This is a genomic window from Neisseria sp. HMSC074B07 (assembly GCF_001810355.1).
Lineage (GTDB): Bacteria > Pseudomonadota > Gammaproteobacteria > Burkholderiales > Neisseriaceae > Neisseria.
In genome coordinates, this window is sequence record NZ_KV800949.1 from 47,090 (window position 1) to 61,016 (window position 13,927).

Below are 13,927 nucleotides of genomic sequence, written 5' to 3' on the forward strand. Positions count from 1 at the left end.
ACGCCGTACTGGTTTAAAGTTAAGCCACTATATTGAGTCAATTCGGCGATTATGCGCCGATTGAGACAATGTGTCATCCGTAGTCGGATCCAAATATTTAGATCATGCAACCACCATCAACAAAGGTCGTCTGAAAACACAGATTTAATCTGCCAAACGTTTTCAGACGACCTTTTTGCGTAACATTCACGCCAAGCTTTAGCTTTAATAGCTCAGTCAAAGCAAGGACTGAGCATCTCTATCCCTTTGTTTCAGATTGATTTCTGCCAAACACATTTCCGCCGACGTCAAACCCGACTGTACCGCCGCTTCCAGCGTAGCCGGATAGCGCGGGTGCAGGTAGTCGCCTGCCGGATAGATGCACCACTGGTGCAACCAAGCAAAATCGGGAGTGGCGAAATCGGGCGTGCAGGCTGTGGTTGCGCGTTTTTCGGTGATGACGCGGACGGCTTCGGGTTCGTCCAAATAAGGGCAGATGCGTTTTACATCGGCATGGACTTTCTCTGCCCATTCTTGGCTTTTGAACGCGCCGACATGGTCGGAAACGCTGATGACGGCGGCGACTTCGTTTGCCGGCAAACCAATTGCACCTCGATACACCAGCCATTGCGCCGCACCGTCGGCAAATCCGGTCAGCGGCGCAGGCAGATGGACGGGAATGGCATAGCGCAGATAGACGGTAGTAATTGAGTGGTATTGGAGATTTTGATAGGTCGTCTGAATATAGTCGGGAGTATCTTCAGGGAAAAGATGGACGGCATGATACGGCGCAACCGCAACAATAACGGCATCAAAAACCTCGTCATTCACAACGACACGTCCGTCAGGAAGGTTTTTCAGACGACCTACGCGGGTTTCAAGACGGATGTCCGCACCGCATTGCTTGAGTTTTGCCACCGCAGGCTCGGCGATAATTGCGCCTAAATCGCGCTTGGGCAAAAGGTAGTCGCTGCCGGATTTATCCGCCCATACGCCGTCGGACAAAACATTGCACAATACCCGCATGCTTGCATGTTCCAAAGGCGTATTGAGCGCGCCCCACACCAGCGGCTGCCAAAACTCTGTAACCAGCCTGCGCGGGACATTGCGCTGCCGCAGCCATTGGGCAACAGCCAAATCAGCACGCTTGCCGCGTGCGTAACGCTGCAACGCAGTCATATCGGATAACAGCCTGATTTTCAGCAAAAACGAAACGTTTTTAGCACGCAATATGCCGGTCAAAATATGCAGCGGCGAAGGAAGGTTCGTACTTTGAAACTGCAAACCTTCATACATATGCCATCGCAGCGGCAAACGGCAAAAAGCGGCTTCAGGGTCGGCACCGATGTGCTCCATCAGCGTCAATACGCCGTGATACGCACCGAGCAAAATATGCTGCCCATTGTCCAAAAAGCTGAATCCTTCAGCGTTTCCAGCCAAAGTACGCGCCCGCCCGCCCGCCTGCCGACCGGCTTCAAACACAGTAACATCGGCACGGCGCGCCAACGATATTGCGGCAGACAAACCTGTCCAACCTGCACCGACAACGGCAATTTTCGGGCGAAGATGCGGAGTGTTCATGGCTTAAATCCGAATAACCAGGTTTTCAGGGCAATACGCTTTTTGCGCGGCGAAGGAATGGCAATTTTATAAGTTAGGACGTTTTGCGCGCCGTCGCGGTCGATTTCGTTCAACAGCGCGTAATAAATCGCTGCCATCACCAATCCGACTTTTTGGGATTTTTTATCGGTGACGGGTAACAGCGACATCGCCTCACGATAAGTCTCACGGGCGCGTGAAACTTGAAAGCGCATCAGTTCGGCAAAATTATCCGTCGGCTTACACTGCATAATCACGCTTGCAGGTACGTCAAACCGCTGCATTTCCTCCATCGGCAGGTAAATCCGACCGTTTCTCGCATCTTCGCCGACATCACGGATAATGTTTGTCAGTTGCAGCGCAAGGCCCATCTTATCGGCGTATTCCAGCGTTCGGTCGTCTGAAAAAACCAAAATCCGCGCAATCAGGCAGCCGACGACGCCCGCGACGCGGTGGCAATACAGTTTCAACTCTTCAAAACTGCCGTAACGTGCCTGAACCAAATCCATCTGCATCCCGTCGATTAAGGCTTCCAATTCATATTTCGGCAGCTTGAAAGTTTCCTTGACCTGCCGCAAAGCCTGATTGACCGGATGCTCCGGCATCATGCCGCCGAATACCTTGTCCAAATCGCCGCGCCACCAGTTCAGCGTTGCCTGCGCCACATTCGGATCGGAACAGTCATCGACCACATCGTCCAATTCGCGGCAAAAAGCATACAAAACCGTTATCGCATCCCGCTTTTCCTGCGGCAGGAAACGGAAGCCCGATAAAAAACTGGAGCGGCTTTCTTCTGCCTTCTGACGGCAATAATCAAGTCCTTGCACGGTGTGTCCTAAAAATATGGTTATGAAGGACGATTTTATCGGGATTTGGGGAATTGTGGCAATTTCAGACGACCTTTCATCCCTATATTGTTCAAATCGTCCATATTTGATTTACTTCATTTTTAAGACAAGTTAATATAGACAATCGACTCTCCTAATACCAATTATATTTTATAGTCATGAACATTACGTCTAAAACACTTATCCTAACCATCCTGCTTTCCATCTCAGGAATGCAGGCTTATGCGGCAAAACCACATTACACCCCGCGTCACAATATCTCTCAAAACAGTGAAAACCAAGCCTTCCGATTGATTCAAGAAATGGCGAAACAGGGGGACACCCGCTCTCAGCTTGACTTAGGCACTATGTACGCAAAAGGCATCGGCACGACGCAGGATTACGAGCAGGCTAAATACTGGTTTGAAAAAGCAGCGCACAACGACAACGCCGAAGCGCAATTCAATCTTGGAATTATTTATTACGAAGGTCAAGGAACGGCACAAGACTATCGCCAAGCCAAATTTTGGTGGGAAAAGGCAGCCGAACAGGGCAATGCAGAAGCAGCGTTTGATTTAGGCATCATTCACTATGCCGGTATAGGCGTTCCACAAGACTATATACAGGCAAAAACTTGGTTTCACAAAGCAGCAGACCAAGGGGAAGACAGTGCGCAATTTTACTTGGGTTTGATGTATTACTCAGGTGAAGGCGTAGGCCAAGATTATAAACTTGCCAAGTCATGGTTTGAAAAAGCCGCCAAGAAAGGCAACGCCAAAGCGCAATATAATTTAGGCATCATGTATGCAGAGGGACAAGGCGTTACCCAAAATTATCCCAAGGCAAAATATTGGTACAAAAAAGCGGCAGAACAAGGCAATGCCAACGCCCAAAACAACTTAGGCGTTTTATACGAAAACGGACAAGGGGTAACCCAAAACTTTACCCAGGCAAAATCTTGGTTTGAAAAAGCCGCCGCCCAAGGCAATACGCTCGCGCAACATGCTTTGGAATACATTGTGCAGCAAAATCAAAACTGAACCCTGAATTTTTCCCAATACACTATTATCAATGGGTGAACCCTGTTCAATGCCCAGCGGGCAACTTTGCAAAGAAAGCTAAAAACAATAAGGCATACGGTTATAGTTATAACTGTATGCCTTATTTGCTGTTTCAATCCAATTTCAATTGCAATATTTATTGATATCGCTTTGATAATGTTTAATCAAATCATCACGATTTGCAGTGCGCGCACTTTCCGCAAACTGACGGTTTACGCGGGCAATCCGACAGTTGTCTTCTTTATTTTTGCGGTTTTCTTCTTCAACCTTCTTATTCTGCTCCTCAACCTGCTTATTCTGCGCCAAAATCTTCTCGTTCAGCTTAGCCTGCTGCTCTGACAGCGTCCCTTCTTGGGCATTTTCCGGTTTGGCAACTGCAGGCGTCACGTTACGGGTTCGAATATTCACAATATTCGAACGTTCCGGCTGCAAACGATTAGGCGTATCGGAGTAGCTGGTGCTGCCACTGCCGCTTTTCCATGTATAAACATTATTTCCGGCCATTGCTCCGGCAGCATACAAAACGCCAAGCAAAAATAAGGATAAAGATGATTTTTTCATTTTGTTTTCATCGTAAACGTGTTTTCAGACGACCCTATTTTACTTGATTTTTAAAAATATGTCATATTAATTCAAAAATATGCATCGTAATGGTGTCGTAAAAAAATAATCTCAAATTGCAAACAATCCGCTGTCAACAAATCTTAGCGGGTGTTATAATGCCGTGCATCTTGCACAAACTGAAAGACTGAGCATCATGCGTATCGTAGAAAAAGCCTATACTTTCGACGATGTTTTGTTGGTTCCTGCACATTCAACCGTGCTGCCACGAGACGTTAAACTTCAAACCAAGCTCACCCGCGAAATCACGCTCAACCTCCCCTTACTTTCCGCCGCAATGGACACCGTTACCGAAGCACGCCTCGCCATTTCCATGGCGCAAGAAGGCGGTATCGGCATTATCCATAAAAACATGACGCCCGAAATGCAGGCGCGTGCCGTTTCCAAAGTGAAACGCCATGAGAGCGGCGTAGTTAAAGACCCGGTAACGGTTGCCCCGACGACGCCCATCCGCGAAGTATTGGAAATGCGCGCGCAACGCAAACGCAAAATGTCCGGTCTGCCCGTCGTTGAAAACGGCAAAGTGGTCGGCATCGTTACCAACCGCGACCTGCGTTTTGAAAACCGCCTCGACCTGCCCGTTTCCGCCATCATGACCCCGCGCGAACGCTTGGTTACCGTCCCCGAAGGCACAAGCATCGACGAAGCGCGCGAACTGATGCACGAACATAAAGTCGAGCGCGTTTTGGTCTTGAACGAAAAAGACGAGCTTAAAGGCTTGATTACCGTAAAAGATATTTTGAAAACCACCGAGTTTCCAAATGCCAACAAAGACTCCGAAGGCCGTTTGCGCGTAGGCGCGGCAGTCGGTACCGGCGGAGACACCGAAGAGCGTGTAAAAGCCTTGGTCGGAGCGGGAGTCGACGTCATCGTCGTCGATACTGCACACGGCCATAGCCAAGGCGTTATCGAGCGCGTGAAATGGGTGAAAGAAACCTATCCGCACATCCAAGTCATCGGCGGCAATATCGCAACCGCCAAAGCCGCTTTGGATTTGGTCGCAGCAGGTGCAGACGCCGTCAAAGTCGGTATCGGACCGGGTTCGATTTGCACCACCCGTATCGTTGCAGGCGTAGGCGTGCCGCAACTGACTGCCATTCACAACGTTGCCGAAGCCCTCAAAGGCACTGGTGTTCCACTGATTGCCGACGGCGGCATCCGCTTCTCCGGCGACATCGCCAAAGCCTTGGCAGCGGGCGCATACAGTGTCATGCTCGGCGGGATGTTTGCCGGTACGGAAGAAGCACCGGGCGAAATCGAACTCTACCAAGGCCGCTCGTACAAATCTTACCGCGGTATGGGTTCTCTGGGAGCAATGAGCCAAGGCTCCGCCGACCGCTACTTCCAAGATAAAACCGACAGCACCGACAAATATGTCCCCGAAGGTATCGAAGGTCGCGTTCCCTACAAAGGCCCGATTGTGAACATCATCCACCAACTGACTGGCGGTTTGCGTTCCAGCATGGGCTATTTGGGCTGCGCCAATATCGAAGAAATGCACGAAAAAGCGGAATTTGTAGAAATCACCTCCGCCGGCATGAGCGAATCCCACGTTCACGACGTTCAGATTACTAAAGAAGCACCAAACTATCACCGCTAAGATCAAGTGAACAAAGGTCGTCTGAAAGTTTCAGACGACCTTAATTGCATCACATTCAAAAATTGTTATTCCACTTCAACTGGCTTACCTTGCTTATCAATATAAAAGAATTCATCCTCACTATAATCTTCGTCTTTAAATATATTCTTCATATTAACAAGTGCCACACCATTTTGGAAATTATTGAAAGTACCAAATTTGAACGGTATGATTACTTTGCCGGTTCTATCTAAATAGCCGAATTTGCCGTTTAATTCTGCACCAATCAAACCTTCACTCAATGAACCTAGATACGTATATTTAAAAGGGATAACTACCTTTCCCTTTTTATCGATATAACCGTATTTATCATTTTGTGAAACCCTTGCCATACCATCCTCAAAATTATAAGCACTTTTATATCGCGCAGGAATTACCCACTGATTTCTTTTATCGATATAACCCCATTTATCAAGAATCTGAACAGCAGCTAAACCTTCATTAAAATAAAAAGCTTCTTCATATTTTGGTGGAATAACCATCTCACCTTTTGTATTGATATAGCCATATTTATTTGTATCAACAGTAGCGACCGCAGCGAGTCCTTCACTGAATGAATCGGCTTTAACATATTGAAATGGGATGACAACTTTACCCTTTTTATCGATAAAGCCCCATTTGCCTTTTTGTTTGGCAGGGGCAATGCCTTGTGAAAAATCACCAGGCATGTATTCGAATTTTAAAGGAATAACTTCTTTACCACTGGCATTGATATAACCGCATAAAATCTGATCTGATTTTCCTACGGTTTTACATACTGCTGCCAATCCTTCAGAAAAATCATAGGCATCATAATACTTAAGTGGAACAACAACCTTCCCTTGTCGATTAACAAAGCCATGCAAAAAAGGATTCTTCTTGTTACCCGGCTTCACAACCCTAGACAAGCCTTCTTCATTAAGGCAAAAAACCGTGCTGTAACCTTCTCTACCAGTCAATTTTGGTACTTCGCAGGTATCAGCCAGTACAATAGGCATATACACTGATGCAATGAAAGCGCCTAATAATATTTTCTTCATACATTAACCTTGTTGAAAATGATGCGCGAATTTTATAAAAATTCATAAGGCATGTCCATATTCAAAACCGGCAAGATTACTGAAAATATTTTCAGACGACCTCTTATTCACAATATAGTGGATTAAATTTAAATCAGGACAAGGCCACGAAGCCGCACAGTACAGACAGTACAGAACCGATTCACTTTGGTGCTTCAGCACCTTAGAGGAATCGTTCTCTTTGAACTAAGGCGAGGTAACGCCGTCGGTTTAAAGTTAAGCTACTATACAAGCACTGGTTTTATCTATAAGCCTTTAATCATCATATTTTACCTTGCAACTATTTCTTAAAAATATAGAAAATCAGCTACACTTCCTTAGCCATAAAAATATTTTCCAGTGTTTTCCTAAATGCCATCATATTAATGCTTTCGTCTATATCAATTTCGATGTGTTTTTTAATTTTCAGAGATTCCTGAATATCTTCCCCAAAATCAAAAGATAAAACGTGATCAATTAAATTATAAGCAACATCATTACTCTCAATTGAAAAAGTTTGCTCATTAAACTCAAAATAGATTTTATCGTCTTCGTTTTGATTGAAGGTTAAAGTGAAGTAATGAAAATCTCCCAAATCAAAATAGATATAAGATAAACCCTCATCATCAGACTCATCAAACAAGATCTCTATTGGCTTCCACATAACTGATGTCCATATAAATTTTATATAAATTCCTATTTTCCAGCTTATTATTTTTTTATTTTATTCTTTATCCCTTATTCCAACCTTAACTCATCGGCATCATAGCATCTCTTTCTATGTAAATCTTAAATAAAAAAATTCATTTTTTTTTGAAAATCAAAACGCTCAATTAAATTCCAGCTTAAATAACTATTATGCCATCAATTAGAAACCTGACAATTGAAACAAATTTCGTTTTTTCAGACGACCTTCCAAACCAAGCCTTTACAGCAAGTTACCCTGCCCTAAAATCTCAAAAACTGTTAGAATACGGGGCTGTTTGAGCATATATTGCTCCCTGTGCAAACCGATGTTGACGTGAAACAAACTTACAGTCGGTTTCATAGCAGTTTTGGCGCCACCATCGGTATAATCGCCGTTGATGTGCTTTCAGCGATACTCACAGGTCGTCTGAAATGTAACAAAGCTACTTTTCTTTTTTCATCCTCATTTGGAGAATATTCATGAGCGCAATCGTTGATATTTTTGCCCGCGAGATTTTGGATTCACGCGGCAACCCCACCGTAGAATGCGATGTATTGCTGGAGTCCGGCGTAATGGGCCGTGCCGCCGTACCGAGCGGTGCGTCTACCGGTCAAAAAGAGGCTTTGGAACTTCGCGACGGCGACAAATCCCGCTACTCGGGCAAAGGCGTATTGAAAGCAGTTGAACACGTCAACAACCAAATTGCCCAAGCACTGATCGGTATCGATGCCAACGAACAGTCCTACATCGACAAAATCATGATCGAGCTGGACGGCACTGAAAACAAAGGCAATTTAGGTGCGAATGCTACTTTGGCAGTTTCTATGGCTGTTGCCCGCGCGGCTGCCGAAGATTCAGGTCTGCCGCTTTACCGTTACTTGGGCGGTGCTGGTCCTATGGCTCTGCCTGTTCCGATGATGAACGTTATCAACGGCGGCGAACATGCCAATAACAGCCTGAACATTCAAGAATTTATGATTATGCCAGTCGGCGCAAAATCCTTCCGCGAAGCCCTGCGCTGCGGTGCCGAAATTTTCCACGCGCTGAAAAAACTATGCGACGGTAAAGGCTTCCCGACTACTGTCGGCGATGAAGGCGGTTTCGCTCCTAACCTGAACAGCCATAAAGAAGCCCTGCAACTGATGGTTGAAGCAACCGAAGCTGCTGGTTACAAAGCAGGTGATGATGTCTTGTTTGCTTTGGACTGCGCATCCAGCGAGTTTTACAAAGACGGCAAATACCACTTGGAAGCCGAAGGCCGTTCTTACACCAGCGCAGAATTTGCCGAATACCTTGAAGGCTTGGTTAACGAATTCCCGATTATCTCCATCGAAGACGGTATGGATGAAAACGACTGGGAAGGCTGGAAACTCCTCACCGAAAAACTCGGCAGCAAAGTACAACTGGTCGGCGACGACTTGTTCGTAACCAATCCGAAAATCCTTGCCGAAGGCATCGAAAAAGGCGTGGCAAACGCATTGCTGGTCAAAGTCAACCAAATCGGTACTTTGAGCGAAACCTTGCAAGCGGTTGACTTGGCAAAACGCAGCCGTTACGCCAGCGTAATGAGCCACCGTTCGGGCGAAACTGAAGACAGCACCATTGCCGACTTGGCAGTCGCTACCAACTGCATGCAGATCAAAACCGGCTCATTGAGCCGCTCCGACCGCATGGCGAAATACAACCAACTGCTGCGCATCGAGGAAGAATTGGCAGAAGCTGCCTACTACCCCGGCAAAGCCGCATTCTATCAACTGGGCAAATAAGAAAAGGTATTGATGTATGAAGTGGGTAACTGTTGTTTTATCCATCGCGCTTGCTTACTGCCAATACAGCCTTTGGTTTGGAAAAGGCAGTATCGGGCATACGGAAGAATTGCAGGAACAACTTTCCGTGCAGGAGGAGAAAAACCAGACGCTCACTTTGCGCAACCAGTTCCTTGCTGCGGAAGTCGATGATTTGGCGAACGGTCAAGAAGCGATTTCTGAAATTGCCCGTGTGGAATTGGGTTACGTCCAAGACGGCGAAACCTATTACCGTTTTATCGAACGCAGCCGTTAATTGCCCTGATGGGAATAAAAGGTCGTCTGAAAAGGAGTGATTCCCAAATTTTAGGTCTCTATAAATAACTTTCAGACGTTTCGTACAAGCAGGCTTCTGTGGCACACAGAAGCCTGCTTCTCTAATTTCAAAACAACATCGTCCCCATCATTTCCCAAACGCATGTAAGCATCTGTCTACTGTAAATCAATTTATCCTATCCTGATATAAACATCCCATTCTCAACACAACTCAAAAACCCCTCCTAAGCACAAATCTTTCTATTGGGACAAATATAGTGGATTAAAATCTCAATCTGCTCCCATTCTTTTTCTAATATGCGGTTTCCAAACGCTTTTTGCGGTACAATACCGCCCTTAAATTTTTCCTTATTTCAAAGCACAAACCGCTATGTCCAAAAAAACCAAGCAAGAATTAGAGAACAACAAACTCAACAAACGTCTGCGCCATGCCGTCGGCGACGCGATTAACGATTTCAACATGATCGAGCCGGGCGACAAAATCATGGTTTGCCTCTCCGGTGGCAAAGACAGCTACGCCCTGTTAGACATCCTGCGCCAGCTCCAAGCCAGCGCGCCGATTGATTTCGAACTGGTTGCCGTCAATCTCGACCAAAAACAGCCGGGCTTCCCCGAAGAAGTGCTGCCGACCTATCTTGAAAGCATAGGCGTACCGTACAAAATCGTTGAAGAAGACACCTACTCCACCGTCAAACGCGTATTGGACGAAGGCAAAACGACTTGTTCACTGTGCAGCCGCCTGCGCCGCGGCATCCTCTACCGCACAGCAAAAGAATTGGGCTGCACCAAAATCGCCTTGGGACACCACCGCGACGACATCCTCGCCACCATGTTCCTGAATATGTTTTACGGCGGCAAACTCAAAGCCATGCCGCCCAAGCTGGTGAGCGACAACGGCGAACACATCGTCATCCGCCCGCTGGCATATGTGAAAGAAAAAGATTTGATTAAATACGCCGAACTGAAGCAATTCCCGATTATCCCGTGCAACCTCTGCGGCTCGCAGCCTAACCTGCAACGCCAAGTCATTGGCGATATGCTGCGCGATTGGGACAAACGTTTCCCCGGCCGCATTGAATCGATGTTCTCCGCCCTGCAAAACGTCGTTCCCTCCCATCTTGCCGACCCCGAGCTTTTCGACTTCGCCGGTTTGGAACGCGGTCAAACCTTAAAACACGGCGGCGACTTGGCGTTTGACAGCGAAAAAATGCCCGAACGATACTCCGACGGCAGCGAAGAAGACGAGAGTGAAATCAAAATCACCCCGTCCAAACCTGAACGTAAAGTCATCAATATTCTGGCGAACAAGCCGAAAACTTGCGGTTTATAACGGGATTTAGATTTTCAGACGACCTTTGGGATACCCTTTCAAGGTCGTCTGAATTTTTATAGTGGATTCACTTTAAACCAGTACGGCGTTGCCTCGCCTTGGCTCAAAGAGACATTCTCTAAGGTGCTGAAGCACCAAGTGAATCGGTTTCTGTACTGTCTGTACTGTCTGCAGCTTCGTCGCCTTGTCCTGATTTAAATTTAATCCACTATAGTCTTCCTATTCTTGACAATTCATACAGAAACAATCACAGCCTATTCTTGCGACAGCTTTTGCAGGGAAACTATATAAAGCACGAACCGTCATAGATCACAACAAAAGGTCGTCTGAAAACCGATTTTCAGACGACCTTTTCGTTTTTCACTCATCAACATCAGAATACTATCAAATATCATTTTTTATTTTAAATTAGCAAACAAAACAATAATATCAATTATTATACCTTTCCCGTCATTTTATTCCCCGATACAATCAACATCATGACACACAAGAAAAAATCTATTAATGTCAAATAGATAGGTATTATTTTTTCCCAGCAACTTGTTCTCAAGGAGAGCCATCATGGCCAATACATTGCACTCTTTATCCCGCAGCGCAGCAAACAATAAATCAGACGCCCTCAAAGGAACGCCCCGCGATGACGTTTTACATGGCGGTCTCGGACATATCACATTCTATGGCGGTTTGGGCAACGATATTTATTACAGTAAGAACGCAGGCGATACCATTGTTGAATATGCACATGAAGGCAATGATACGGTTTACGCCGATACAACCTTTACCTTACCGACCCACGTCGAAAACCTGACACTGACAGGCAACGGCAACACCTTTGGATTTGGCAACAACTCTAACAATATTCTAATAGGCAACAGCGGCAACAACCGCTTGAGCGGCGGTCGCGGCAATGACAAGCTAGAAGGTATGGCTGGTAACGACCTGTTGCTAGGCGGTGACGGCGACGACTCGCTCTATGGTGGAGATGGCAAGGACTCACTCTATGCTGGAGATGGCGATGACCGGCTCTATGGTGGAGATGGCGACGACTGGCTCTATGGTGGAGATGGCGACGACTGGCTCGAGGGCGGACATGGTCGCGACGGCCTTGTGGGTGGAGATGGCAACGACACTTTAAACGGTGGTAGTGGAGTAGACTTCATGCGTGGTGACCAGGGGGATGATATTTACTATGTTGATAATTGGCTCGATGAAGTTGACGAATATTTTGATGAAGGTACCGATACTGTTTACAGCAGCGTTTCCTACTTTATTAATAGCAACGTCGAAAACTTGACGCTGATAGGAAACGATAACATCAACGGTTATGGCAACGAAGAAAGCAACATCCTGACAGGCAACAGCGGCAACAACCACTTGCTCGATAATCTAGATGGATATGACACGCTCTACGGCATGGACGGTAACGACCTTCTGCAGAGTGGCGGGGGGGACGACCGTCTTTACGGGGGTAACGGAGATGACATCCTAGAAGGTGGTGAAAACAACGACGTACTTGATGGTGGACATGGAAATGATACTTTAGACGGTGGCTACGGCGTAGACAAGATGACTGGTGGGGATGGAAATGATATCTATTATGTGGACAATGTAAATGACACAGTTACCGAGCGATCGGGAGAAGGTACCGATACCATTTACAGTAGCGTTTCCTACACCGCCGCAGCAAATGTTGAAAACCTGACTTTGACAGGTAGCAACAACATCTTCGGTATTGGCAACCATAATGACAATATCTTGACAGGCAACAAAGGGGATAATCGTCTGAGCGGTGAAGACGGCAATGATACCCTGTACGGCATGGGTGGCAACGACACCCTGTTAGGCGGAAATGGAAATGACCATCTCAACGGTGGAGACGGTGATGACTATATTGCAGGCGGCTCGGGTAGCGACACCATCATCACAGGTGAAGGCAACGACACCGTTGCCTTTACTGCATCAGATATTCGTGAAGGCAGTATAGATCGCGTGGTCGAATTTGACCCTAATACGGACAAACTCGACCTATCTGGTATGCGTTCACTGCTGACTGGCAGCAACGCCAATTTGAGCTGGTCAAAGATGTTCGTTGAAAAAGACCCTGAGGTCATTCTCCAAAAAGACCGTCCTTATCTCATCTTCGATACAGAGCAGCATACTCTTGCTTATCGTGAGGCAGGTTCAAGCAGCAGCACCATATTTGCCAAATTCGATTTTGTCTGGTTGGGCCCATCCAATATCATCGGCTAAAGATTTGCTAAAAAGAACAGACCATTTAAAACGAATCTGCTTTTACCGGGAAACGACGCATAAAGCATGATTCGTTACGGATAGCAACAAAAGGTCGTCTGAAAATTCAGTTTTCAGACGACCTTTTCGTTTTTCCACCCTCTCAACATTAAAATACTATTAAATATTATTTCATATTTTAAATTAATATATAAAACAATAATGTAAATTATTATATCTTTTCCATCATATTATTCCCCGATACAATCCGCATCATACATACAATCAAAAAATCTATTAATGTCAAATAGATATATTTATTTTTCCCCGCAACTTGTTCACAAGGAGAGCCATTATGGCCAATACATTGCACCCTTTATACCATAACATAGCAAACAATGAATCCGTCGTCATTAAAGGCACGACCCGCGATGACGTTTTATATGGCAGTCTCGGGCATACCGTATTCTACGGCGGCTTAGGCAACGATGTTTACCACAGTAAAAATGCAGGTGACACCATCGTTGAATATGAATATGAAGGCAACGATACGGTTTATGCTGATACGGACTTTACCTTACCGACACACGTCGAAAACCTGACACTGACCGGCTACGGCAACAATTACGGTTTCGGCAACAACTCAAATAACACCCTGATAGGCAATAGTGGCAACAACCGCTTAAGCGGTGGTCGTGGTAATGACACGCTACACGGCATGGACGGTAACGACCTGCTGATGGGCGGCGATGATCGCGACTATCTTTACGGAGGTAGTGGAAATGACGTGCTACAAGGAGGAGAAGGAAACGACCTGCTCGATGGTGGATACGGCA

At 46.2% G+C, this 13,927-nt stretch carries 12 protein-coding genes; 7 read left to right on the plus strand and 5 right to left on the minus strand.

Annotation, left to right across the window (positions count from 1 at the left end):
- Positions 1 to 216 precede the first annotated feature (216 nt).
- Together hpnE and hpnD are read right to left on the minus strand one after the other, a co-directional pair.
- The gene (gene hpnE, locus HMPREF2726_RS07935; RefSeq protein WP_009311781.1) at positions 217 to 1,560 is read right to left on the minus strand and encodes a hydroxysqualene dehydroxylase HpnE; all 1,344 of its coding nucleotides are present in this window, start codon (positions 1,558 to 1,560) and stop codon (positions 217 to 219) included.
- Complete coding sequence (gene hpnD, locus HMPREF2726_RS07940) at positions 1,557 to 2,405, minus strand: presqualene diphosphate synthase HpnD (RefSeq protein ID WP_009311782.1); 849 nt, start codon at positions 2,403 to 2,405, stop codon at positions 1,557 to 1,559. Before hpnD ends, hpnE begins: the two co-directional genes overlap by 4 nt.
- Positions 2,406 to 2,584: 179 nt before the next feature.
- On the opposite strand from hpnD, the gene HMPREF2726_RS07945 reads away from it, so the two are divergent.
- The gene (locus HMPREF2726_RS07945) at positions 2,585 to 3,445 is read left to right on the plus strand and encodes a tetratricopeptide repeat protein (protein ID WP_003756765.1); all 861 of its coding nucleotides are present in this window, start codon (positions 2,585 to 2,587) and stop codon (positions 3,443 to 3,445) included.
- 144 nt (positions 3,446 to 3,589) lie between these two features.
- Here the strand turns inward: HMPREF2726_RS07945 and HMPREF2726_RS07950 are convergent, their stop codons facing one another.
- Positions 3,590 to 4,027 (minus strand): DUF4124 domain-containing protein, encoded by a 438-nt coding sequence (locus HMPREF2726_RS07950; protein WP_003767931.1) that lies wholly within the window; start codon positions 4,025 to 4,027, stop codon positions 3,590 to 3,592.
- A gap of 196 nt (positions 4,028 to 4,223) precedes the next feature.
- On the opposite strand from HMPREF2726_RS07950, the gene guaB reads away from it, so the two are divergent.
- A complete protein-coding gene (guaB, locus tag HMPREF2726_RS07955; protein ID WP_009311784.1) occupies positions 4,224 to 5,687 on the plus strand; it encodes an IMP dehydrogenase in 1,464 nt (487 codons plus the stop codon).
- Between the two features lie 65 nt (positions 5,688 to 5,752).
- On the opposite strand, the gene HMPREF2726_RS07960 is transcribed toward guaB, so the two are convergent.
- Together HMPREF2726_RS07960 and HMPREF2726_RS07965 are read right to left on the minus strand one after the other, a co-directional pair.
- On the minus strand, positions 5,753 to 6,745 hold the full coding sequence (locus HMPREF2726_RS07960; RefSeq protein WP_009311786.1) for a WG repeat-containing protein: 993 nt from the start codon (positions 6,743 to 6,745) through the stop codon (positions 5,753 to 5,755).
- Between the two features lie 346 nt (positions 6,746 to 7,091).
- Complete coding sequence (locus HMPREF2726_RS07965) at positions 7,092 to 7,427, minus strand: hypothetical protein (protein ID WP_009311788.1); 336 nt, start codon at positions 7,425 to 7,427, stop codon at positions 7,092 to 7,094.
- A gap of 503 nt (positions 7,428 to 7,930) precedes the next feature.
- Here HMPREF2726_RS07965 and eno point away from each other — a divergent pair.
- From eno to HMPREF2726_RS13875, 5 genes are all read left to right on the plus strand, one after another.
- A complete protein-coding gene (gene eno / locus HMPREF2726_RS07970; protein WP_003756747.1) occupies positions 7,931 to 9,217 on the plus strand; it encodes a phosphopyruvate hydratase in 1,287 nt (428 codons plus the stop codon).
- Positions 9,218 to 9,233: 16 nt separating this feature from the next.
- Positions 9,234 to 9,512: a cell division protein FtsB gene (gene ftsB, locus HMPREF2726_RS07975; protein ID WP_003743241.1), complete on the plus strand. Its 279-nt coding sequence runs from the start codon at positions 9,234 to 9,236 to the stop codon at positions 9,510 to 9,512.
- A 390-nt stretch (positions 9,513 to 9,902) separates the two neighbouring features.
- Positions 9,903 to 10,862 carry a tRNA 2-thiocytidine(32) synthetase TtcA gene (gene ttcA, locus HMPREF2726_RS07980; protein ID WP_009311792.1) on the plus strand — a complete coding sequence of 320 codons (960 nt, stop codon included), beginning with the start codon at positions 9,903 to 9,905 and terminating at the stop codon, positions 10,860 to 10,862.
- A 561-nt stretch (positions 10,863 to 11,423) separates the two neighbouring features.
- The gene (locus HMPREF2726_RS07985; protein WP_070602903.1) at positions 11,424 to 13,112 is read left to right on the plus strand and encodes a calcium-binding protein; all 1,689 of its coding nucleotides are present in this window, start codon (positions 11,424 to 11,426) and stop codon (positions 13,110 to 13,112) included.
- Between the two features lie 334 nt (positions 13,113 to 13,446).
- Positions 13,447 to 13,927: calcium-binding protein (locus HMPREF2726_RS13875; protein WP_148132495.1), on the plus strand; the 481-nt coding region annotated here is incomplete at its 3' end.

What these genes read in the sequence shown, in the direction of transcription:
- hpnE (WP_009311781.1), bottom strand. Translation starts at nt 1,560, where the DNA reads ATGAACACTCCGCATCTTCGCCCGAAAATTGCCGTTGTCGGTGCAGGT.
- HMPREF2726_RS07945 (WP_003756765.1), top strand. Translation starts at nt 2,585, where the DNA reads ATGAACATTACGTCTAAAACACTTATCCTAACCATCCTGCTTTCCATC.
- HMPREF2726_RS07950 (WP_003767931.1), bottom strand. Translation starts at nt 4,027, where the DNA reads ATGAAAAAATCATCTTTATCCTTATTTTTGCTTGGCGTTTTGTATGCT.
- guaB (WP_009311784.1), top strand. Translation starts at nt 4,224, where the DNA reads ATGCGTATCGTAGAAAAAGCCTATACTTTCGACGATGTTTTGTTGGTT.
- HMPREF2726_RS07960 (WP_009311786.1), bottom strand. Translation starts at nt 6,745, where the DNA reads ATGAAGAAAATATTATTAGGCGCTTTCATTGCATCAGTGTATATGCCT.
- HMPREF2726_RS07965 (WP_009311788.1), bottom strand. Translation starts at nt 7,427, where the DNA reads ATGTGGAAGCCAATAGAGATCTTGTTTGATGAGTCTGATGATGAGGGT.
- eno (WP_003756747.1), top strand. Translation starts at nt 7,931, where the DNA reads ATGAGCGCAATCGTTGATATTTTTGCCCGCGAGATTTTGGATTCACGC.
- ftsB (WP_003743241.1), top strand. Translation starts at nt 9,234, where the DNA reads ATGAAGTGGGTAACTGTTGTTTTATCCATCGCGCTTGCTTACTGCCAA.
- ttcA (WP_009311792.1), top strand. Translation starts at nt 9,903, where the DNA reads ATGTCCAAAAAAACCAAGCAAGAATTAGAGAACAACAAACTCAACAAA.
- HMPREF2726_RS07985 (WP_070602903.1), top strand. Translation starts at nt 11,424, where the DNA reads ATGGCCAATACATTGCACTCTTTATCCCGCAGCGCAGCAAACAATAAA.